The sequence below is a fragment of the Curtobacterium sp. BRD11 genome, assembly GCF_031844345.1.
Taxonomy (GTDB): Bacteria; Actinomycetota; Actinomycetes; order Actinomycetales; family Microbacteriaceae; genus Curtobacterium.
Genome location: NZ_JAUZUZ010000008.1, coordinates 1 through 19,505, shown reverse-complemented (window position 1 = coordinate 19,505; position 19,505 = coordinate 1). Strand labels below are relative to the sequence as shown.

Annotated in this window: 21 protein-coding genes; 7 read left to right on the top strand and 14 right to left on the bottom strand. The window is 72.6% G+C overall.

The features are described 5' to 3' along the window. Positions 1 to 24: 24 nt before the first annotated feature. The 7 genes from Q9R28_RS15300 to mvk form a co-directional block, all read right to left on the bottom strand. Positions 25 to 192, bottom strand: coding sequence for a hypothetical protein (locus tag Q9R28_RS15300; RefSeq protein ID WP_158407765.1), 168 nt, complete (start codon positions 190 to 192; stop codon positions 25 to 27). A 135-nt stretch (positions 193 to 327) separates the two neighbouring features. Beyond that, on the bottom strand, positions 328 to 711 hold the full coding sequence (locus Q9R28_RS15295) for an ATP-dependent DNA ligase (RefSeq protein WP_311206511.1): 384 nt from the start codon (positions 709 to 711) through the stop codon (positions 328 to 330). Positions 712 to 815: 104 nt separating this feature from the next. Next, positions 816 to 2,006: a hydroxymethylglutaryl-CoA synthase gene (locus tag Q9R28_RS15290; RefSeq protein WP_311206510.1), complete on the bottom strand. Its 1,191-nt coding sequence runs from the start codon at positions 2,004 to 2,006 to the stop codon at positions 816 to 818. Further along, positions 2,003 to 3,067 (bottom strand): hydroxymethylglutaryl-CoA reductase, encoded by a 1,065-nt coding sequence (locus tag Q9R28_RS15285; protein WP_311206509.1) that lies wholly within the window; start codon positions 3,065 to 3,067, stop codon positions 2,003 to 2,005. The genes Q9R28_RS15290 and Q9R28_RS15285 overlap by 4 nt, the downstream gene beginning before the upstream one ends. Next, positions 3,064 to 4,143: a phosphomevalonate kinase gene (locus Q9R28_RS15280; protein ID WP_311206508.1), complete on the bottom strand. Its 1,080-nt coding sequence runs from the start codon at positions 4,141 to 4,143 to the stop codon at positions 3,064 to 3,066. The genes Q9R28_RS15285 and Q9R28_RS15280 overlap by 4 nt, the downstream gene beginning before the upstream one ends. Next, a complete protein-coding gene (gene mvaD, locus Q9R28_RS15275; protein ID WP_245172473.1) occupies positions 4,140 to 5,147 on the bottom strand; it encodes a diphosphomevalonate decarboxylase in 1,008 nt (335 codons plus the stop codon). Before mvaD ends, Q9R28_RS15280 begins: the two co-directional genes overlap by 4 nt. Then, complete coding sequence (mvk, locus tag Q9R28_RS15270; RefSeq protein WP_209685786.1) at positions 5,147 to 6,136, bottom strand: mevalonate kinase; 990 nt, start codon at positions 6,134 to 6,136, stop codon at positions 5,147 to 5,149. Before mvk ends, mvaD begins: the two co-directional genes overlap by 1 nt. A 101-nt stretch (positions 6,137 to 6,237) precedes the next feature. Between mvk and Q9R28_RS15265 the strand changes: the two genes are divergently transcribed. The 3 genes from Q9R28_RS15265 to Q9R28_RS15255 are packed head-to-tail and all read left to right on the top strand — an operon-like array spanning position 6,238 to position 8,164. After that, positions 6,238 to 6,714, top strand: coding sequence for a MarR family winged helix-turn-helix transcriptional regulator (locus Q9R28_RS15265; RefSeq protein WP_200884109.1), 477 nt, complete (start codon positions 6,238 to 6,240; stop codon positions 6,712 to 6,714). 25 nt (positions 6,715 to 6,739) lie between these two features. Further along, a complete protein-coding gene (locus Q9R28_RS15260) occupies positions 6,740 to 7,162 on the top strand; it encodes an organic hydroperoxide resistance protein (RefSeq protein WP_066656027.1) in 423 nt (140 codons plus the stop codon). A gap of 27 nt (positions 7,163 to 7,189) precedes the next feature. Further along, positions 7,190 to 8,164 carry a zinc-binding dehydrogenase gene (locus tag Q9R28_RS15255; protein WP_311206589.1) on the top strand — a complete coding sequence of 325 codons (975 nt, stop codon included), beginning with the start codon at positions 7,190 to 7,192 and terminating at the stop codon, positions 8,162 to 8,164. 81 nt (positions 8,165 to 8,245) lie between these two features. Here the strand turns inward: Q9R28_RS15255 and Q9R28_RS15250 are convergent, their stop codons facing one another. From Q9R28_RS15250 to Q9R28_RS15240, 3 genes are all read right to left on the bottom strand, one after another. Next, a complete protein-coding gene (locus tag Q9R28_RS15250) occupies positions 8,246 to 8,950 on the bottom strand; it encodes a DUF4396 domain-containing protein (protein WP_311206507.1) in 705 nt (234 codons plus the stop codon). A 112-nt stretch (positions 8,951 to 9,062) separates the two neighbouring features. Further along, on the bottom strand, positions 9,063 to 10,520 hold the full coding sequence (locus Q9R28_RS15245; RefSeq protein ID WP_311206506.1) for a sugar porter family MFS transporter: 1,458 nt from the start codon (positions 10,518 to 10,520) through the stop codon (positions 9,063 to 9,065). A 133-nt stretch (positions 10,521 to 10,653) separates the two neighbouring features. Beyond that, positions 10,654 to 11,163: a hypothetical protein gene (locus Q9R28_RS15240; protein WP_271826830.1), complete on the bottom strand. Its 510-nt coding sequence runs from the start codon at positions 11,161 to 11,163 to the stop codon at positions 10,654 to 10,656. Between the two features lie 110 nt (positions 11,164 to 11,273). Between Q9R28_RS15240 and Q9R28_RS15235 the strand changes: the two genes are divergently transcribed. After that, positions 11,274 to 12,179: a LysM domain-containing protein gene (locus Q9R28_RS15235; RefSeq protein ID WP_251154427.1), complete on the top strand. Its 906-nt coding sequence runs from the start codon at positions 11,274 to 11,276 to the stop codon at positions 12,177 to 12,179. Positions 12,180 to 12,366: 187 nt separating this feature from the next. Here the strand turns inward: Q9R28_RS15235 and pgi are convergent, their stop codons facing one another. Beyond that, complete coding sequence (gene pgi, locus Q9R28_RS15230; RefSeq protein ID WP_311206505.1) at positions 12,367 to 14,076, bottom strand: glucose-6-phosphate isomerase; 1,710 nt, start codon at positions 14,074 to 14,076, stop codon at positions 12,367 to 12,369. Between the two features lie 234 nt (positions 14,077 to 14,310). Here pgi and Q9R28_RS15225 point away from each other — a divergent pair, with 234 nt between their 5' ends. Both Q9R28_RS15225 and Q9R28_RS15220 read left to right on the top strand, forming a co-directional pair. Next, positions 14,311 to 14,874 (top strand): hypothetical protein, encoded by a 564-nt coding sequence (locus Q9R28_RS15225; protein WP_311206504.1) that lies wholly within the window; start codon positions 14,311 to 14,313, stop codon positions 14,872 to 14,874. Then, on the top strand, positions 14,874 to 15,068 hold the full coding sequence (locus tag Q9R28_RS15220) for a hypothetical protein (protein ID WP_251154424.1): 195 nt from the start codon (positions 14,874 to 14,876) through the stop codon (positions 15,066 to 15,068). The genes Q9R28_RS15225 and Q9R28_RS15220 overlap by 1 nt, the downstream gene beginning before the upstream one ends. A 65-nt stretch (positions 15,069 to 15,133) precedes the next feature. Here Q9R28_RS15220 and Q9R28_RS15215 read toward each other — a convergent pair whose 3' ends face one another. Genes Q9R28_RS15215 through Q9R28_RS15205 form a run of 3 tightly spaced genes read right to left on the bottom strand, consistent with a single transcriptional unit; the run spans position 15,134 to position 17,949 of the window. Continuing rightward, a complete protein-coding gene (locus Q9R28_RS15215) occupies positions 15,134 to 17,401 on the bottom strand; it encodes a heavy metal translocating P-type ATPase (RefSeq protein WP_311206503.1) in 2,268 nt (755 codons plus the stop codon). After that, complete coding sequence (locus Q9R28_RS15210; RefSeq protein ID WP_209685798.1) at positions 17,398 to 17,616, bottom strand: heavy-metal-associated domain-containing protein; 219 nt, start codon at positions 17,614 to 17,616, stop codon at positions 17,398 to 17,400. Before Q9R28_RS15210 ends, Q9R28_RS15215 begins: the two co-directional genes overlap by 4 nt. A 30-nt stretch (positions 17,617 to 17,646) precedes the next feature. Further along, complete coding sequence (locus Q9R28_RS15205) at positions 17,647 to 17,949, bottom strand: metal-sensitive transcriptional regulator (protein WP_066656058.1); 303 nt, start codon at positions 17,947 to 17,949, stop codon at positions 17,647 to 17,649. 284 nt (positions 17,950 to 18,233) lie between these two features. Between Q9R28_RS15205 and Q9R28_RS15200 the strand changes: the two genes are divergently transcribed. Continuing rightward, entirely contained in the window at positions 18,234 to 19,427 is a 1,194-nt protein-coding gene (locus Q9R28_RS15200) for an AraC family transcriptional regulator (protein WP_209685802.1), read from the top strand. The last annotated feature ends 78 nt before the right edge of the window (positions 19,428 to 19,505 follow it).

Sequence of the window (19,505 nt, the reverse complement as noted above, 5' to 3'; positions counted from 1 at the left end):
ACGGCCGGGGCACCCGAGGGACGGTCACCCGGTGACGGCGACCGACTCCGCATCCCGCACGACGAAGAAGTCCGAGTACAGCGCGCACCCGTCCGGCTCGACCAGGAGACCCCTGATCCAGATCTCGTGTCGACGCTCCACCTCGACGACCGTCCCGGCGCGGTCGTCGACCGTGTCCTCCGTCGCGGACATGCGGTTCCCTCCGTCCGCGGTCGCAGCCGGCCGGCTCCCTGACGCCGGCCGTGGGGACTGTGCGTCCAGCGGCACCCGTACCCTACGGACGCGCCCGCGACGGCCGGAACCCGTTGACCCGGCTCGGCCGCTGTGCTACTCCGTGTCGCCGGCCGACGAGGACTCCGCCGCCCCCGGGACGACCGCTCGGGACCACGCAGAGTCCGCCGCGGTGCTCGTGTCCGGCGGCTCGGGCACGAGCACGAGCCCGGCGCCGGAGGTCGCCGCCGCGTAGAGCTCCTCGAGCCAGCTGCGGTTGATCGCGGGCACCCGGCTGCCCGCGAAGGTGAACCGCAGGCTGACGTTCGGGTGCAGCCAGACGGAGCTGCGCCCGTCGCCGTGGAGCACGTCGTCCTTCCACGAGAACACGAAGCGGTGGTCGCGCCGCAGCATGTTCACGATGACGATCTGCAGGTGCGTGAGCGCGCGGTCGTCGACCCGCAGGTCGAGCACCTCACCGTCGTAGACGATCTGACCCATGAGGATCCTTCTACACCGTGCGGGCGAGCGAGGGACGGGTGCGGGGACGGACGGGAGGCGCGGTGCCGGCCGGCCCCGCGCCTCCCGTCCGTCGTGGGGTCGCGTCAGTCCTGCGCGGTCGCCTCGTAGTGCCGCGCACCGCCGCGCACACCCGCGAAGCGGTACGGCGCAGCCGTGACGCGGGCCCGTTCGACGTCCTCGCTCGTGGCGGCACCGGCAGCGTGCAGCTCCCGGTACGCGTCGACCGTCAGCGGGGTGCGCGCCGCGAGCAGTGCGCGGACCCGGCCCTCGCGGCGGTGGGAGCGGTAGTCGGGCCGGACGATCCCGGTGATGAGCTCCCCGACGCTGCCCGAGCCGTAGCTGAACAGGGCGATCCGCTCGCCGCCCAGGTCGTCGTCGAGGTCGAGCAGCGCCGCGAGCCCGATCCAGAGCGACGCCGTGTAGGTGTTGCCGGTCTGCTTGTTGTAGGTGAAGCCGATCGCGAGCTCGGACTCGTCGAAGGGCACCCCGACGTGCTGCGTGAGCTTCCGGTGCGCCTTGAGCGCCATCTTCGTGAACGGCTGGTGGTGGACGAAGCGCACGATGTCCTCGTACGCCGGGCCGCCCTGCGACGCCAGGTCGTCCCACGCCCCGACGAACGCGTCGACGTACGCGCTGACCGACAGTCGGCCGTCGACGAGCGCCGTCGAGCGGTCGTTCGGTCGCCAGAAGTCGTCGACGTCGGCGGTGAAGACCCCCGCGGCGGGCTCGATCTCGATGAGGTCGGGGTCCGCGGACACCAGGATCGCGGCGGCCCCGGCGCCCTGGGTGGGCTCGGCGGCGGTGTCGACGTCGTACCGGGCGACGTCGGCGGCGATGACGAGGACCCGCTCGTGGGGTGCGCGCGCGATGATGCCGAGGGCGAGCTGCACGGCGGCGGTCCCGCCGTAGCAGGCCTGCTTCAGCTCGACCACGCGGACGTTCTGCGGGAGGCCGAGGAGCCCGTGCACGTAGACACCGGCGGCCTTGGACTGGTCGACGCCCGACTCGGTCGCGAACAGCACCGTGCGGATGCCCTCGACGCCGTGTCGGTCGATGACCTCCTTCGCGGCGGCGGCACCCATGGTGACGATGTCCTCGTCGGGCGCGGGCACGCTGAACGCGTCCTGCCCGATGCCGACGTGGTACTTCGCCGGGTCGACGCCGAGCCGTTCGGCCAGGTCGTCGAGCTCGAGCACGTGGTGGCCGGTCGCGATCGCGATGTCGTGGATGCCGACGGACAGCGGCTGCCGTGCGTCGCGCTGCTGGGCGCTCATGCTGCACCTCCTGCGGGCTTCGACCCGCGACGTTCCATGGCGACGTGCGCCGCCATCAGCTCGCCCGGGTTGGTCTGGGCGGCGAGCAGGGACAGCTCACCGCAGAGCACCGTCGCCGCGCACAGGGCGGCCAGGCGGCGGGCGTTGGCACCGGGCTCCCGGTCCTCGCGGCAGCCGAGGCGCACCAGGGCGTCCTCGACGACGGGCAGGTCCCCGCCCTTGCCGTTGCCGACCGTGCCGACGATGAGGTGCGGCAGCGCCGTGGAGAAGTAGAGGTCGTCACCGCGGGCTTCGGCGTAGGTGATGCCCTGCGAGCCCTCGACGATGTTGGCGGCGTCCTGCCCGGTGGCCAGGTAGAAGCCGAGGAGCATGTTCGCGTAGTGCGCGTTCGCGGAGCGCAGGGCCCCGGCGATGGTCGAGCCGACCAGGTTCTTCGCCACGTTGAGCTCCGCGATCCGCGCAGCGCTCGACCGCAGCCGCTTCTCGACGATCTCCCCCGGGATCACGATCTCGGCGATCGTGTTCCGGCCGCGACCGCGGATGCCGTTCACCGCGGTGGCCTTCTTGTCCGTGCAGAAGTTGCCCGAGACGCTGACGTAGCGCAGGCCCGGCTCCCACGCGAGGATCGCGGGCAGCAGCTTGTCCGCCGCCTGCGTCACCATGTTGTGGCCGGAGGCGTCACCCGTGGTGAACGCGAAGCGCAGGAACAGCAGGTCGCCGACGATCTCGGGGTGCACCTCGATGAGCTTCGCGAAGCGGCTCTGCCCGGTGACGATCTGCTCGAGTTCGTCCTGGCGCGCGAGGATGCGGCCCGCCGCGATGTGCGCAGCGGCGGCGCTGTCCGCCTTCACGACGACCGAGCGGGTCATGCGCTCGTCGACGACGGTCGCGACGATGCCGCCCTCGACCATGCGCGAGATGCGGGCACCGCGACCGACGGACGGCCACAGCGGCGACTCGTACGTGGCGAGGGGCACCTCGTGCTCGCCCTCGACGGCGTTGCCGCTCACGCGGATCGGCCCCACCCACTTCGTGGGGATCGGGGTCAGCAGGTCGGTCATTCGACGCTCCCTTCGGGCGCTTGCACCGCGACGCTGAGGTGTCTGATGTCGTGCGCCTCCCAGGCGCGGTGGATGCCGGCGAGGTCGGTGTCCGCCGGGACGAGCGCGATGCCGCAGTCGCCGCCGCCGGCACCGGACGGCTTCGCCGCCCCGCCGGCCGACTCGACGACGTCGCACAGGGTCGCGAGCCGCTCGGTCTCGATCTGCGAGCCGACGGACGCGCCGAGGCGCTGCATGAGCACGCGGGCGCGCCGCAGGGCGTCGAGCGTCATCGCCGCGTCGCCGGTCCGGAGGCCCGCGGTCAGGTCGTCGACGCAGGCGCGGCTGTCGTCGAGGAACGCCTGGTACCCGCCGTTGCGGTGCTTCCGGACCACGCTGACGAGCTTCGTCGTCGACGCCGGCGAGCCCGTCCAGCCGACGAGGAGTTCGAGGTCCGCCGGCGCGGGCAGGCGCTGCACGTCGAAGCCGGTCCAGGCGTCGGTGTCGTCGAGGATCGCGGTCACGGAGCGGCGGTCGAGCATGGCCACCAGGCGCTCGCGGTCCGGTGCGCTGTAGCGGAGCCAGCCGCCGAACGTGCTCGCGGCGAGGTCGCCGCCGGACGCGCGCGGGTTGACCCGGACGGTCGCGAGCAGCGCGACCCGGAAGCGGTCCCGCTGGGAGAGGCCGATGCCGTAGAACCGGTCGAGTGCACCGACCGTGGCCACGGTGACCGCGGCCGAGGATCCGAGTCCGAACTTCCGGCCGCTGGCGTCGTCGAGCTGGCTCTCGATGCGGAGGTCGTGGAACCGCGGTGCGATCCCACGCTCGGCCCGGAGCTTCTCGACCAGGTCGATCGTCGCCATGACGTAGTCGTAGGGGTGGTGCTCGCGGTCCAGCGCCAGGCCGTCCTCGTCGCGGGTCCACGTCAGCGGGAGGTGCCCGTACTCCTCGGAGTGCACGCTCCCGGAACCGTGGCCCTCGCGCACCCGGGCGGTGATGGCCCGGTCGAGGGCGATGAGCACGGATGGCTGCCCGGGCTCGACGACGGCGTACTCGCCCGCGACGAACAGCTTGCCGTGGGCGCGGAACTCGATCACTCGGCGGTCTCCTCCGGTCGGACGGCACCCACTCCGGGTGCCTCCGTCCCTTCGGAGCGGACGACCCGTGCGCCTGGTCCGGTGCCCGACTCGATGACGTCTCCCAGACCGGCGAGCGCCGTGGCGACGGCACCGCGGTCCTCGGGCTTCGTGAGCACCACGACGTTCGGGCCGGCGTCGGCGGTCGCGTACGCCTCGGTCCCGGCGGCACGGAGCTCGGCGACGGCATCGAACACGGCGACGCTGCGGGCGTTCAGGTACCGGATGGGCGGGAAGGCGCCCTCGATCGTCGCGTGCATGCGGAGCGCGTTGCTCTCGGTGAGCTCCCCGATCCGGGTGAAGTCACCGGCGGCGCAGGCGTCGAGCATCTCCCCCACGGTCTCGGTCGTCGACGTCACCCACGCCGGGTAGAACGGCGAGGTCGCGATCGTCCGGCGCATCGCCTCACGCGAGCCGATCGCCTTCTCGCCGGCGGAGATCGTCACCACGACCATGGCCATCGGCGGGGCGGGGACGCGCTCGGCGTAGGAGCCCTGGTCGTCGCCGGCGTGCCAGACCGCGACACCGCCGGGGATCGAGCGCGTGGCGGACCCCGAACCGCGTCGGGCGAGCCGGGAGAGGTCGCGCTCGGACAGGTCGAGCCCGTAGGCCGCCGACGCCGCGGTCGCGAGGGCCGCGAAGCCGGACGCGCTGGAGGCCAGCCCGGCGCCGGTCGGCACGGTGTTCTCGGAGACGACGGCCGCGCGGTCGGACGACCCGGCGAGCTCGCGCACGAGGTCGAGGAACTGCTGCACGCGGAGCACCGCACCCTCGGGGGCCGCGCCGCCGTTGAGCACGAGCGAGTCGGCGTCCGCCGCGGCGTCGAGCGTCACGGTCGTCGTGGTCGGGAAGACGTCGAGGCCCATCGACACGCTGCCGGTGGCGGGCAGGGCGAGTTGCGCGTCGGCCTTGCCCCAGTACTTCACGAGCGCGATGTTGGGGTGCGCGACGGCGGTGGCGGTCATCAAGCGCGGGCTCCGATCGTGGTGGTCCAGGTCTCCGTCGCGCCCGCGGCACGGAGTGCGGCGGACACGCGGTCGGCGTGCTCCCCGTCCGCGACGAGCGCGAGGACGCATCCGCCGCGCCCACCGCCGGTGAGCTTCGCGCCGAGGGCGTCCGCACGGCGTGCGGCGTCGACGAGCCGGTCGAGGTCCGCGCTCGACACGTCGAGTTCGGTGAGCAGTTCGTGCGCGGCGTCCATCGTGGCACCGAGGGCCTGGGCATCGCCATCCTCGAGTGTCCCCCGTGCGCGTCGCGCGAGGGCGCCGATGGCGTCGACGACGCCGTCGACCGTGGCGGGGTCGGCGTCGTGCCGTTCCCGGACGGCCGCGACTGCCTCGCGCGTGTGCCCCGGGACACCGGTGTCCGCGACGACGAAGGTGAACACCGCGCCGAGCGGGACGGGCTCGACCACGCCGCCCTCGAACCACACGGGCACCTCGGCGACGACCCCTCGGGCATCGAGTCCGGAGGGGCGGCCGTGGGCGACGCGCTCGCACTCCTGCACGAGTTCGTGGTGCTCCTCGGGGTCGAGGGTCCGACCGAAGACGTCGGCCACGGCGGCGGTCACAGCGGCGGCGACGGCGGCGCTCGAACCCATGCCCCGGGCGGTCGGCACGGCACTGTCGACCCGGACGTGCACGTGCTGCTCCTCGGCGCCGAGGTGCCGGAGCGTCGCGGTCACGGCGGTCACCGTCGGCAGCACGGCCGCCGGTGCGGTGTCGAGGGGGCCGTTGTGCACGGTCGACTCGAGCCGGCTGCCGTCGCCGGGCGCCACCGGGGTCACCGTCGCGGTCACCCGCACGTCGAGCACGGGGAGCACGAGCGCGGGTACGCCGTACACCACGGCGTGCTCGCCGATCAGGATCGTCTTGCCGTGGGACGACGCTGACCCGGTGCGGAGGCTGGGTCCTGCTCCCGGGGTCGCGGTGCTGTCGGTGTCGTTGCTGGTCATCGTGGCTCAGGTCAGCCTAACCGGCCGTGCGCGCGACCGCCCGTGCCCACCTGTGAACAACCTGGTTGTGCACAACTGAGTTGCGTGCCACACTGGTGGGCATGCCGGTGACCGACGAGATGGTGTGCTTCTCGCTCTACGCGGCGTCCCGGGCGACCACCCAGGCGTACCGCGCACTGCTGGAACCCTGGGGACTGACGTACCCCCAGTACCTCGTCCTCGTGACCCTGTGGATCGAGGGCGACCAGACCGTCTCCACGCTCGGCGAGCACCTGCAGCTCGACTCCGGCACCCTGTCGCCGCTGCTCCGGCGCATGGAGCGGGCCGACCTGGTCCGCCGCGAGCGCCGCAGCACCGACGAGCGCGTCGTGACCGTCACGCTCGGCGACCGCGGTCGCTCGATCCGCCCCGAGCTCGCCCACGTCCCCGCGCGCATCGCCGCGGGCATGGGCCTGTCCGACGAGCAGGCCGCCCTCGAGCTCATCGCGACGCTCCAGCGCCTGACGGCGACCATGCACGCCGCGGCCGACGACACCGCCACCACGACCACCGACGCCCCCACAGCGTCGGACGACTGACCCCACGAAGGAAGGAAGGACCCCCATGGACGTCCTCTACACCGCCGAGGCGCTCGCCACCGGCGAGGGCCGCAACGGCCACGTCGCCACCAGCGACGGCCGCGTCGAGCACGACCTCGCCATCCCGAAGGAGATGGGTGGCTCCGGCAACGGCGCCAACCCCGAGCAGCTCTTCGCAGCCGGCTACGCCGCGTGCTTCCACTCCGCGCTGCAGGGCGTCGCCCGCGCGCAGAAGGTGAAGATCACCGACTCGACCGTCGGTGGCCGCGTCTCCATCGGCCCGAACGGCCAGGGCGGCTACCAGCTCGCCGTCATGCTCGAGGTCGTCATCCCCGGCCTGGAGCACGACCAGGCCCAGGCCCTCGCGGACGCCGCGCACCAGGTCTGCCCGTACTCGAACGCCACCCGCGGCAACATCGACGTCACCATCGTCGTCTCGGAGGACTGACCCATGACCGACACCACCCCCACCACCATGCGTGCCGTCGTCCACGAGACCTTCGGCGAGCCGGCCGACGTCCTGACCGTCGCCGAGCGCCCCGTCCCGCAGCCCGGCCCCGGCCAGGTGCTCGTCCGCACGGTGCTCTCCCCCATCCACAACCACGACCTGTGGACGATCCGCGGCACCTACGGGTTCAAGCCCGAGCTCCCCGCGGCCAGCGGCACCGAGGCGCTCGGCGTCGTCGAGGCCCTGGGCGAGGGCGTCGACCGCCTGCAGGTCGGCCAGCGCGTCGCGGGCGGCACCTTCGGCGTCTGGGCCGAGTACTACGTCGCCGACGCCGCCGGGCTCGTCCCCGTGCCGGACGCCATGCCCGACGAGTCCGCCGCGCAGCTCGTCTCGATGCCGTTCAGCGCGATCAGCCTGCTGCACTCGCTCGACCTGCACGAGGGCGACTGGATCATCCAGAACGCCGCGAACGGCGCCGTCGGCCGCATGGTCGCGCAGCTCGGCAAGGCCCGCGGCATCAACGTGATCGGTCTGGTCCGTCGCGCCGAGGGCGTCGAGGAACTGCGGGAGCAGGACATCGACCGCATCGTCGCCACGGACTCCGAGGGCTGGCAGGACCAGGTCCGCGAGCTCACCGGCGGTGCCCCGATCATCGCGGGCGTCGAGTCCGTCGGCGGGAAGGCCGCGGGCGACATCGCCTCGGTCATGGGCGAGAACGGCACGCTCGTCGTCTTCGGCGCCATGGCGTCGCCGACGCTCGAGATCCCGTCCGGCAAGGTCATCTTCGGCCAGCTCACCGTCAAGGGGTTCTGGGGCGCCGTCGTCAGCAGGACCATGCCGGCCGAGCTCAAGGGCCAGCTCTTCGGCGAGCTCATCACCCGCGTGCTCGACGGATCGCTGACGCTCCCCGTCTCCGAGACCTTCGTGTTCGAGGACGCCCGCGACGCGGCGCGTGCCAGCGACACCGCCGGCCGTGTCGGCAAGGTGCTGCTGCGCCCGTAGCGGTCCAGCACCCCGGGACGGACGGGAGGCGCGGTGCCAGCTGGCACCGCGCCTCCCGTCCGTCGCGGTGTGCGCCGGAGGTCACATCGCCTCCTTCAGCCCCTTCCGCACCAGGAGCGCGTTCATCGGGTACGAGCAGACGAACCCGGCGACCATCGCGACCTGCATCGCGACCCAGAACTCGGGTGTCAGCACGCCGACGCGGCCACCGAGCACCGCCGGCAGCAGCGCGAACTGCAGCACCGCCATCGCGCCGTACATGCCGACCTGCCACGCGGTGATGCTGAGGGTGTCGGCCTTGAGCGCGGCGACGAGCCCGTCCCGCCAGCCGAACCCGCGCATCGGCGCGATCGCCGCGTACTGGAACGCGATGCCGACGACGAACGCGATGACGAAGTCGATGATCCACCCGGCGAACATGCGGTCCTGGTAGAGCGTGCCGAGCCCGACGAGGGTGCCGAGGGCCGGGAAGGCGACGAGCCCGAACTCGCCGACGAGGTCACCGAGCGCACACCCGGCGCCGCAGTGGCTCGTGTCGATCGCGGTGCCCGCCCACCGGCCGTGACCGCCCACCGTCGCACGGCCCCGGCGGAGGTAGAAGACCAGCCACACCACGCTGCCGAAGAGCATCGTCAGCGGCCAGACGAGCGCCATCACCCGCATGTGCGGTGGATGCCGGACGACGTCGACCGCGACGACGAGCGCGCAGCCGACCGCCACCACGAGGAGCACCGCGCAGACCGCGGTCAGCGTCGTCGGCAGGTCGCCCACCTGCAGTTCGGTCATCGCGTGCGCCTCCCGTGATCGTTGTCGCCCGACAACGGTGCACCGTACACACCCGTGCCGGAGCCCCGGTCGAGCAGGCGTCCCCCGGCGTCGGTCCGCGTGGCAGCGCGAGCTACCGCTGCGCCTGCTCCGCGGCGACGGCGGAGACGGCACCGGTGGGGAGCCCCTGCTCGACCTCCTCCAGGGTGCGGCCCCGGCTCTCGGGCACGAACCTCCGGATGAAGAGCAGGGCCAGGACGCCGACCGCGGCGAACCCGAAGAAGGTGCCGGTGATGCCGGTCGCCGCGACGATCGTGGGGAAGGTCAGCCCGAGGAACGCGTTCGCGGTCCAGAGGCAGAAGACGGCGATCCCCATGCCGAGCGCGCGGATCTGCGTGGGGAAGATCTCCGACAGGATCACCCACGTCGCGATGTTGAGGAACGTCTGCATCGAGCCGACGAACGCGACGACGAGGACCAGGATCACCCAGGGTCGAGCGGGGGTGCCCTCGACCAGGGTCATCGACGCGATGCCGATCAGGAAGTGGCACACCGTCGTCAGCGAGTACCCGATGACGAGCGTCGTGCGGCGGTCGATGCGCTCCATGTTGGTGAGGGCGACCACCCCGCCGACCACCGCGATGACCCCGGGAGCGATGTTCGCGATGAGGGCCGCCGACTCCTGGAAGCCGGACTCGACCAGGACGGTCTGCCCGTAGTACATGATCGAGTTGATGCCGGTGAGCTGCTGCGCGACACCGATGCCGGACCCGACGAGCACGGTCCGGACCAGCCACCCGCTGCCGAGCAGCGTGCGCCACCCGCCGCCGTGCCGGGCCTCCGCCTCGCGCTCGTTCGCGCGCTCGATCTCCTCGAGTTCGGCCGTGGCGCGCTCCTCGGAGCGGACCTGCACGAGCACCGCACGGGCCTCGCCGTACCGGCCCTTCGACGCGAGCCACCGCGGCGACTCCGGCACGCGCAGCATGCCGACGAAGAGCGCCACCGCAGGCAGGGCGCAGACGGCGAGCATGACGCGCCAGACGCCGTCGCCCTCGCCCCAGAGGGTGCCGATGACGGCGTTCACCACGAAGGCGGCGAGCTGGCCGATCACGATCATGAGCTCGTTGCGGCCCGACAGCGATCCACGGATCTCGTACGGTGCGAGCTCGGCGAGGAAGACGGGCACGACGGTCGACGCCCCACCGACCGCGAGCCCGAGCAGGACCCGGCCGACGACCATGACCCCGAACGTCGGGGCGAGGACGCAGGTCAGCGTGCCGACGAAGAAGGCCACGGCGAGCAGGACGATCGTCCTCCGACGTCCCCAGCCGTCCGCGATCCGACCGCCGAGCACCGCACCGACCGCAGCGCCGAAGAGCAGCGAGCTCGTGACGACGCCCACGGTCAGGTCCGTCAGGCCGAGCTCCTGCTGCATCGGGAGCAGCGCCCCGTTGATCACACCGGTGTCGTAGCCGAAGAGGAGGCCGCCGAGGGTCGCGACGAGGGCCAGGACACCGAGACGGCGGCGGTGGGGGCCCTCCCCCACCGGGGGGAGAGCGACCTTCGGTGCTGTCGGCGCGGTGTCGACCATTGCGTGGCTCCTTCGTCGGGGGACCTCGCGACGGTGCGCGCGGCGATCGTGTCCCGTTCCGTGTCCCGTCGACCGGACCGCTCACCCGTGCGGCCGGCCGATCCTCCGACCGGTCGGCGGAGGCCGGTGCTGCTCAGTCGGAGTCGGCCGGACCGTCGCCGAGCACGTCGCCGAGCGAAGCCATGCCGGCCCCGTGGTCGGTGTAGCGGCGGACGGTCCGTCGGGCCGCTGCACTCGCGGCCCCGCCGAGCGCCGGGTTGCGCCGAGCCGCGTCCGCCACCCGACCCGCGTGCCCGGCGGTGGACAGCAGGACGTTCGCCAGTGCGCGTGCGGCGCCGGACTCCGGGACCCCGGTGACCGTCCAGGCGCTCCGGAGCTGCTCGTCCGGTGTGACCCCGCGACGGGTGCCCATCCGGTGCCAGTCGGAGAGGGCGCCCTCGGTGCGCTCAGCGGCCCGCTCGACCTCTCCTGCACGCCGGCGCTGGACCGCGCGGACGGCCTCGGCCGAAGCATCGTCCGTCCCGTGCTCGCGCCCCTCGACGGCGGCGGCACGCTGCCGGGCGGCCGTGTCGTCACCGCCCGCCTCGGCGATGCGAGCGGCGTGGGCGGCGGCTGCGGCGGCGAGGATGTCGTGGCGGTCCATGCCTCGACGGTAGCCGCTCGCGCCGACAGCTACGTCCCTCGACACATCCGCTCGCCGCCGCTCCCTGCCGCGCCGGGTCCGCCGGTAGCATCTCGAACCGAGGGGGAATCATGAACCGAACCGTTGCGACCGGTGCTACCGCTCTGGTCGTCGCCGTCGCGCTGTCCGGTTGCTCGCTGCTCGGCGGGTCCGACGGAGCGCTCCCGGCGCCCTCGGCCCCGCCGACGGCGAGCCGGACGTCCACCCCGTCGCCGACGGCGACCGAGGACCCGGACGCCGCCCGGCTCGAGGCCTCGGCGACCCCGCGCGCGCCCAGCCCGGTCGCGTCCGAGGCCGCCGTCCCCGACCCCGTGCTCACCCCGATCCCGGCCGGGACGGTGCTGGCCGAGGGCGACGTCGCCTCACCGAAGGGCAGCATCCACTTCCACTACCGCGTCGTGGCGGACGGCGACGACACCTTCACCGCGCAGTTCAGCGGCGTGACCTCGTCGCTGCCCGTCCCGATCGGGGCCGGGTTCTTCGAACGCGAGCGGACGGTGGGCGACGGCCTGACCTACCCCGGCGTGGGCGACACCGTGCTCGGCGGTCCGACCCCCGCGCCGGTCGCGAAGGACGTGCCGCTCGACGGCTCGGGTGTCGACCCGTCGGGGCTCGTGACGCTCGTGGTGTCCTCGGCGGCCGACCCCGGCCAGGCCGACCTGCCGATCGAGATCGCGGCCGGCAAGGTGCTCGCGGTCGCGCCGGTGCGTTGGTCGGTGCCCGAGCGGCAGACGAACGTGCACCCGGTCGACGGCGGAGCACGGTCGAACGCCTCCGGTCCGGTCACGGCGACGACGGCGTCCGGTGCGCCGCGCTCCTACACGGTCGCGCCGGACGACCTGATCGGCGACGTCGCGGCACGCTTCGGCATCAGCGTGAAGGCGCTCGTCTGGTTGAACGCCGACGTGCAGGTGTTCGGCGACGACCAGTACCTGTACGAGGGGACGACCCTCAACCTCGACCCGCTCGCGCGCTGACGCCGGCTGGTCGCACGCCCGCCGAGTCTCGCGCAGGCGGACGTGTTCGCGGCTCGCGAGCCGCGAAGGTGTCCGCGGGGCCGAGTCTCGGGGCCGAGGCCGCCCCGCGGCAAGCGCGACCACGCACCGGACGGGAGGCGCGGTGCCAGCTGGCACCGCGCCTCCCGTCCGTCGTCAGGTGCGTGTGCTACTCGCCGCGCAGCTCCAGGTACTTGGCGATGAGCGCCTTCGTCGAGGAGTCCTGCGACGCGAGCGCGTCCTGGTCGCCGTCGACCGCCGGGGCGATCTGCAGCGCGAGCTGCTTGCCGAGCTCGACACCCCACTGGTCGAACGAGTCGATGCCCCAGATGGTGCCCTCGGTGAACACGATGTGCTCGTAGAGGGCGATGAGCTGACCGAGCACGCTCGGGGTGAGCTCCGGCGCGAGGATCGACGTCGACGGCTTGTTGCCCGTGAAGGTGCGGGCCGCGACGATGCCCTCGTCGGTGGTGCCCTCGGCGCGGACCTCGTCGGCGGTCTTGCCGAACGCGAGCGCCTTGGTCTGCGCGAAGAAGTTCGCCAGGAACAGCGCGTGGACGTCCTGGCCCGGCTGCACGGCCTTGCCGTCGCCCGACTCGTCCTTGAGCGGACGCGCCGGCTTCGCGACGGTGATGAAGTCCGCCGGGATCAGGCGGGTGCCCTGGTGGATGAGCTGGTAGAACGCGTGCTGGCCGTTGGTGCCCGGCTCGCCCCAGAAGACCTCGCCGGTGTCCGTCGTGACGGGCGAGCCGTCCCAGCGGACGCGCTTGCCGTTCGACTCCATCGTGAGCTGCTGCAGGTACGCGGCGAAGCGGTGCAGGTACTGCGTGTACGGCAGGACCGCGTGGCTCTGCGCACCGAGGAAGTTCGTGTACCAGACGTTGAGCAGGCCCATGAGGACGGGGACGTTCTGCTCGAGCGGCGTGGTGCGGACGTGCTCGTCGACGGCGTGGAACCCGGCGAGGAACTGCTCCCAGTTCTCCTTGCCGATCGCGATGACCACCGAGGTGCCGATGGCCGAGTCGACCGAGTAGCGGCCGCCCACCCAGTCCCAGAAGCCGAAGGCGTTCTCGGGATCGATGCCGAACGCGGCGACCTTGTCGAGCGCGGTCGAGACGGCGACGAAGTGCTTGGCGACGGCGTTCGACTTCTCGTCGTCCGACGCGTCGGTCAGGCCGAGGCGCTCCCACAGCCACTGGCGGGCGAGACGGGCGTTGGTCAGGGTCTCGAGCGTGCCGAAGGTCTTCGACGCGACGATGAAGAGCGTGGTCTCCGGGTCGAGGTCGACGGTCTTCTCGTAGATGTCGGCGGGGTCGATGTTCGAGACGAAGCGCGCCTCGAGGCCCTTCTGCACGTACGGCTTGAGCGCCTCGTAGACCATGACCGGGCCGAGGTCGGAGCCGCCGATGCCGATGTTGACGACGGTCTCGATGCGCTTGCCCGACACACCCGTCCACTCGCCGGAGCGGACCTTCTCGGCGAAGGCGTAGACCTTGTCGAGCGTGGCGTGCACGTCGGCGTCGACGTCCTGGCCGTCGACCACGAGCGCCGGCTCGATGCCCCGCGGACGGCGGAGCGCCGTGTGCAGGACGGCGCGGTCCTCGGTCACGTTGATGTGCTCGCCGGCGAGCATCGCCTCGAAGCGCTCGGCGACGCCGGTGTCCTTCGCGACCTGGAGCAGGGCGGCGAGGATCTCGTCGTCGACGAGGCCCTTCGACAGGTCGACGGTCAGGTCGGCGGCCTGGAACGTGTAGCGCTCGGCGCGACCGGGGTCGCTGTCGAACCAACCGCGCAGGTCGGGGGTGAATCCGTCGGCGATGCCGGCGAGCTTCTTCCAGCCGTCGGTCGATGTGGGGTCGACGGGAGCGGATTCGGTCACTTCGGTCCTCCTGGGTACCTTCTGGACGTACTGGACCGCGGGTCACCGCAGCGCTGCGTCGCGGACCACGTCCGAGCGTAGTGCCGCAGCAGTGCGGTTGCGCACAGCTCGGTGGGGCGAAGCGGCGTAACAACTCGTCGTACTGAGATTTCACACTTCAGAATCGACGTTCGGACCCCTACGGTCAGGAGTCCGGGGAGCACTCAGCTCTCGGACCCCAGAGGAAGGAATCGCATGTCGAAGGTCAGGACGTCGCTCGCCATCAGCGCGACCAGCGTCGCACTCGTCGCCGCAGGGCTGATCGCTGCCCCTGCAGCCAACGCCGCAGACACCACCGCGGGCGCGCAGGGCGCTGCTGCCAGCGCCGACGCGTTGCAGCACTTCACACCCGCTCAGATCGACGATGCGATCGAAGAAGCCCGAGCTGGCGGCTACGTCGAGCGGCAGACGGTCGACGACGACGGGAGCATCCGCACGACCCTGGACCTCGGGCAGGGAATGACCTTCGATCTCGTCCAGAAGGGTCCGACATCGCGTCTGAGCGCCGGTCGGGACAGCAGGGGCACGTACGTGGCGTTCAACAGCACCGACCAGAACCTGATCATCAGCGGAGCAGCATTCGGGCTCGGTGCCGGACTCTGCGCCATCAGTGCGGGAACGTTCTGCGTCGTCGCCGGCGCGATCCTGACCGCCGCGGCCGTTGCGATCACCTCGAACGGAGGAGTGCGGTGCAGCGGCGGCAAGGCTCTCCGGGTCTACCCGTTCGCTGGCGGCAAGGTCAAGCCGCGCTGCGCCTGATGAGCAAGCGCGCAGTCTGCGGGGTTGCCTCGAGCGTCCCGTTCGCCGTCGCCGTCAGTCTCGTCCTCGTGGGCGTCGGGTCCGTACTCGCCAGCTCCGACTCCTGGCTCGGGAAGCTCGCCCTGGGGGCCGCTCTCTTCGTCGGGATCGTCCTCACCGGGTTCGCGGTGCGGAGGCACCAGCGACGCAGATGACCGACGGACCACCGTGATCGGCTGTCCCCGCGCCCCCGGAAGGGCGCGGGGACACTCGTCGGGCGTCAGCCGAGGGCCCGGAAGCGACGCAGGCGCAGGCTGTTCGTCACCACGAAGACGGACGAGAACGCCATCGCGGCACCCGCGAGCACCGGGTTCAGCAGTCCCACCATCGCGAGCGGGATCGCCGCGACGTTGTAGGCGAAGGCCCAGAACAGGTTGCCGCGGATCGTGCGGAGCGTCGCCCGGGACAGCCGGACCGCGTCCGCCACGACGGTGAGCCGACCGCTCACGACGGTGATGTCGCTCGCGGCGATCGCCGCGTCGGTGCCGGCCCCCATCGCGATGCCGAGGTCCGCCGCCGCGAGCGCCGCCGCGTCGTTGACCCCGTCGCCGACCATCGCGACCGTCCACCCCTCGGCCTGCAGTCGCCGGACGGTCTCGAGCTTCGAGGCCGGGGTCGCACGGGCGTGCACCTCGTCGATGCCGACGCGGGCCGCGACGGCGCGCGCGGCGCCCTCGTTGTCCCCGGTGAGCAGCACCGGGCGCAGGCCGAGCGCGACGAACCGCCGGACGGCCTCCGGCGCCTCGGGCTTCACCGTGTCGCCGACGACGACGGCGCCGAGCACCGAGCCGCCCCGGGCAACGAGGACCGCGGTCCCGCCGTCCGACTCTGCCGCGGCGACCCGCGCGGCCAGCGTCTCGTCCACCGGCAGGGCCCACGCCTCCGCCAGCCACCGGGCGGTGCCGACGACGACCACCTCGCCGTCGACCACGGCCTGCACGCCCGCGCCCGGCGTCGCGGCGAACTGCTCCGCGACCGGGACGTCGAGTGCGCGGTCCCGCGCGGCCCGGACGACCGCACGCGCCACCGGGTGCTCGGAACCGTCCTCGACCGCCGCCGCCACCGCGAGCAGCGGTCCGTCGGCGTCTGGTGCGCCGTCGACCGGCAGGATCGCCGTCAGGCGCATCTCCCCGGTCGTCACGGTGCCGGTCTTGTCGAGCACGATCGTGTCCACGGCGCGGGTGCGTTCGAGCGCCTGGGGGCCGCCGATCAGGATGCCGAGCTGCGAGCCACGACCCGTGCCGACGAGCAGCGCGGTGGGCGTCGCGAGCCCGAGGGCGCACGGGCAGGCGATGACGAGCGTCGCGACCGCGGCGGTGACGGCAGCGGTCAGGGACCCGCCGGCGACGAGCCACCCGACGAACGCGACCACGGCGAGGCCGATCACGACGGGTACGAACACGGCGGAGACCCGGTCGGCGAGTCGCTGCACCGCGGCCTTGCCGGTCTGGGCGTCCTCGACGAGGCGTCCCATCCGGGCGAGCTCGGTGTCGGCACCGACGGCGGTGACCTCGACCACGAGCCGACCACCGACGTCGATGGTCGCGCCGGTCACGCGGTCGCCGGGTCGCACCTCGACCGGGACCGACTCGCCGGTGAGCATGCTGAGGTCGACGGCCGACGAGCCCTCGCGCACGATGCCGTCGCTCGGGATCCGCTCCCCCGGTCGGACGACGACGACGTCACCGACGACGAGCGACGCGGCGGGCACACGGGTCTCGACGGGACCGGACGGCCCGTCGCGGAGCACCGACGCGTCCTTCGCGCCGAGCTCGAGCAGCGCGCGCAGCGCCGCCCCGGACCGCTGCTTCGCCCGGGCCTCCATGTACCGGCCGGCCAGGATGAAGACCGTCACGGCCGCGGCCACCTCGAGGTAGAGGTCGCTCGCCTCGGGGTCCGTGGCGAACCACGAGAAGGTCATGTGCATGCCGGGGGCACCGGCGTCGCCGAGGAACAGTGCGTACAGCGACCAGCCGAACGCGGCGACGACGCCGAGGCTGACCAGGGTGTCCATGGTCGCGGCGCCGTGTCGGGCGTTCACCCACGCGGCACGGTGGAACGGCAGCGCTCCCCAGACGGCGACCGGTGCCGCCAGTGCCAGGGCAGCCCACTGCCAGTTCGGGAACTGCAGGACCGGCACCATCGAGAGCAGGACCACGGGCAGCGCCAGCACGGCGGAGACGACGAGCCGCTGCCGCAGGGGCGCGGTCGCGGCGTCGGGGCCGGTGGCGTCGTCGACGTCGTCGGCAGAGCCCGGAGTCGGCTGCCGCACGTGGACGGTCGCCCCGTACCCGGCGGCCTCGACCGCCGCGACGAGCGCTGCGGTGTCGACCGTGTCCGGGTCGGTCACCGACACCTGCGCCTGCTCGGTCGCGTAGTTCACGGTCGCGGAGACGCCCGGCAGCTTGCCGAGCTTCCGCTCGACGCGGTTCGCGCACGAGGCGCAGGTCATCCCCGTGATGTCGAGCTCGACGACGCCCTCGCTCACCGGGACACGACCTCGTACCCCGCCTCCGCGATCGCGCCGCGGAGGGCCTGGTCGTCGATCCGGTGGTCGGACGTGACGGTGACGGACGACGACCCGCCGGGCACGAGGTCCACGGCGACGTCGGTCACGCCGGCGAGCTCGGAGACCTCCTCGGTCACGCTCGCCACGCAGTGCTCGCAGGTCATCCCGGTCACGGCGACGGTCTCGGTGGTCATGGGTCCTCCTCGGTGTGTGGTGCGGTGGGGTCAGGAACGGACGAGTCGGGCGATGGCGTCGCTCGCCTCGCGGACCTTCGCGTCGGCAGCGTCGCCGCCCTCGGCCACGGCCTCGGCGACGCAGTGGCGCAGGTGGTCCTCGAGCAACGACAGGGCGACCCGTTCGAGCGCCCGGTTCGCCGCGGAGATCTGGGTCAGCACGTCGATGCAGTACGTCTCGTCCTCGACCATGCGCGCGATCCCGCGGACCTGCCCCTCCGCGCGGCGCAGCCGCTTGAGCAGGTCGTCCTTGTCCTCGATGTACCCGACGTGTGCGTGCGGTGCTGCTGGCATCCTGACCTCCATCCCCCCCAACAGGGTACCCCCCTGGGGTATTTCGTGCTCGTCGATCCCTCGGGAGGCGCAGAGTTGTCTGAGAATTCGTCATTGAGGGGCGGGATCGCTCGTGACTGCAGGCAAGGGTCGGCGTGCGCCGACGGATCCCCGCCGTGGCGCGGATCGAACCGGTACCCACCGGACGGGAGGCTCGTGTCGCGGCCGCCACGGGCCTCCCGTCCGGCAGCGCCCACCCGGGACGCGGAAGCGCGCATCCCGGACAGTGCTGGCATGATGCGCGGGTGAGCACCTCGTCGACGAACGGTTACCGCCGCCTGCGGTTCACCGAGAGCGACGGCACCGACTACGGCCGGATCTTCTCGGCCGAGTACAACGGCCGCGACCTCGGTACCGAGACCTACGTCGCCGAGGGCACCCGGTACGAGTACACGATCGTCGGCGACGACGACGTCACGCTCCGCACCATGCGCGCCGAGGGTGGACGGCGCGGTGGCGTGATCGGCCCGCGCAACGACCACGTCGTGTTCTGGCTCACCCGCGGACGCCTCGAGATGCACTTCGCGGACCGGACGCGGGTGATCGAACCGGGGAGCCCCTACATCGCCTCGGCGTCCGAGGCGTACCGGTTCGAGTCCGCCGACACCGTCTACAACGGCCTGCACGTGTCGGACCCGTTCCTCCGGTCGGTCGGCGCGGAGCTCGGCTACCGCCTGCCGGACGGCCCCCTGCTGTTCGACCAGCAGGACGAGGCGATCGCCCGGCGCGAGCCGCTCCGCCGCCTGGTGCAGGACCTCGCGCCGGCGCTGCTCGACGACCGCGTGGTCGGTCCGATGCGCACGGCCCTGAACCGGCGGCTCGCGGTGGTCGTCCTCGACACCTTCCCGATTCGCAACCGGGGCCAGGACGTCCCGGTCGCGAACCGGCTGCGCGACGCGATCCGCCACATCGAGGCACACGCACAGGACCGACCGTCCGTCCCCGAGATCGCGGCCGCGTGCGGACTGAGCCAGCGCGGCCTGCAGGACGTCTTCGCGCGGACGCTCGGCACCACACCGAACCGGTTCATGCGCGACCACCGGCTCGACTGCGTCCGTCGTGAACTGCTGCGCGCCGCCGGCGACGAGGGCGTGACACCGGTCGCCCGACGGTGGGGCTTCACCAACCCCGGCCGTTTCGCCGCGGCCTACCGGGAGCGCTTCGGCGAGGACCCCGCGGCGACCCTGCGTGGCTCACGGGCCGCGCGACCCGACTCCGGCCGGACGTCCTGGCGGGTCCGACGTGCCGTCGCGCACATCGTCGAGCACGCCGACGGCGACCTGACCGTCGACGAGATCGCGGACGCTGCGGGGGTGCGTCCCCGCCGGTTGCAGCAGCTCTTCCGACAGGAGTGCGGACTGTCGCCCATGGCGTACGTGCGCTCCGTGCGGGACGCTGCGTCGCGCAACACCGGGGCCGGTATCGGCGGCACCGGCTGACCCTCCGCCGTCGGGGTACACGGAGAACCGGCGTTCTGGCGCTTCCCCTGGAAGAGCGCTGAATCACACCGGACCCGT

What these genes read in the sequence shown, in the direction of transcription:
- Q9R28_RS15240 (WP_271826830.1), bottom strand. Translation starts at nt 11,163, where the DNA reads ATGGACCGCCACGACATCCTCGCCGCCGCAGCCGCCGCCCACGCCGCT.
- Q9R28_RS15295 (WP_311206511.1), bottom strand. Translation starts at nt 711, where the DNA reads ATGGGTCAGATCGTCTACGACGGTGAGGTGCTCGACCTGCGGGTCGAC.
- mvk (WP_209685786.1), bottom strand. Translation starts at nt 6,136, where the DNA reads ATGACCAGCAACGACACCGACAGCACCGCGACCCCGGGAGCAGGACCC.
- Q9R28_RS15245 (WP_311206506.1), bottom strand. Translation starts at nt 10,520, where the DNA reads ATGGTCGACACCGCGCCGACAGCACCGAAGGTCGCTCTCCCCCCGGTG.
- Q9R28_RS15260 (WP_066656027.1), top strand. Translation starts at nt 6,740, where the DNA reads ATGGACGTCCTCTACACCGCCGAGGCGCTCGCCACCGGCGAGGGCCGC.
- Q9R28_RS15220 (WP_251154424.1), top strand. Translation starts at nt 14,874, where the DNA reads ATGAGCAAGCGCGCAGTCTGCGGGGTTGCCTCGAGCGTCCCGTTCGCC.
- Q9R28_RS15225 (WP_311206504.1), top strand. Translation starts at nt 14,311, where the DNA reads ATGTCGAAGGTCAGGACGTCGCTCGCCATCAGCGCGACCAGCGTCGCA.
- Q9R28_RS15265 (WP_200884109.1), top strand. Translation starts at nt 6,238, where the DNA reads ATGCCGGTGACCGACGAGATGGTGTGCTTCTCGCTCTACGCGGCGTCC.
- Q9R28_RS15210 (WP_209685798.1), bottom strand. Translation starts at nt 17,616, where the DNA reads ATGACCACCGAGACCGTCGCCGTGACCGGGATGACCTGCGAGCACTGC.
- mvaD (WP_245172473.1), bottom strand. Translation starts at nt 5,147, where the DNA reads ATGACCGCCACCGCCGTCGCGCACCCCAACATCGCGCTCGTGAAGTAC.
- Q9R28_RS15250 (WP_311206507.1), bottom strand. Translation starts at nt 8,950, where the DNA reads ATGACCGAACTGCAGGTGGGCGACCTGCCGACGACGCTGACCGCGGTC.
- Q9R28_RS15290 (WP_311206510.1), bottom strand. Translation starts at nt 2,006, where the DNA reads ATGAGCGCCCAGCAGCGCGACGCACGGCAGCCGCTGTCCGTCGGCATC.
- Q9R28_RS15300 (WP_158407765.1), bottom strand. Translation starts at nt 192, where the DNA reads ATGTCCGCGACGGAGGACACGGTCGACGACCGCGCCGGGACGGTCGTC.
- Q9R28_RS15235 (WP_251154427.1), top strand. Translation starts at nt 11,274, where the DNA reads ATGAACCGAACCGTTGCGACCGGTGCTACCGCTCTGGTCGTCGCCGTC.
- Q9R28_RS15205 (WP_066656058.1), bottom strand. Translation starts at nt 17,949, where the DNA reads ATGCCAGCAGCACCGCACGCACACGTCGGGTACATCGAGGACAAGGAC.
- Q9R28_RS15255 (WP_311206589.1), top strand. Translation starts at nt 7,190, where the DNA reads ATGCGTGCCGTCGTCCACGAGACCTTCGGCGAGCCGGCCGACGTCCTG.
- Q9R28_RS15285 (WP_311206509.1), bottom strand. Translation starts at nt 3,067, where the DNA reads ATGACCGACCTGCTGACCCCGATCCCCACGAAGTGGGTGGGGCCGATC.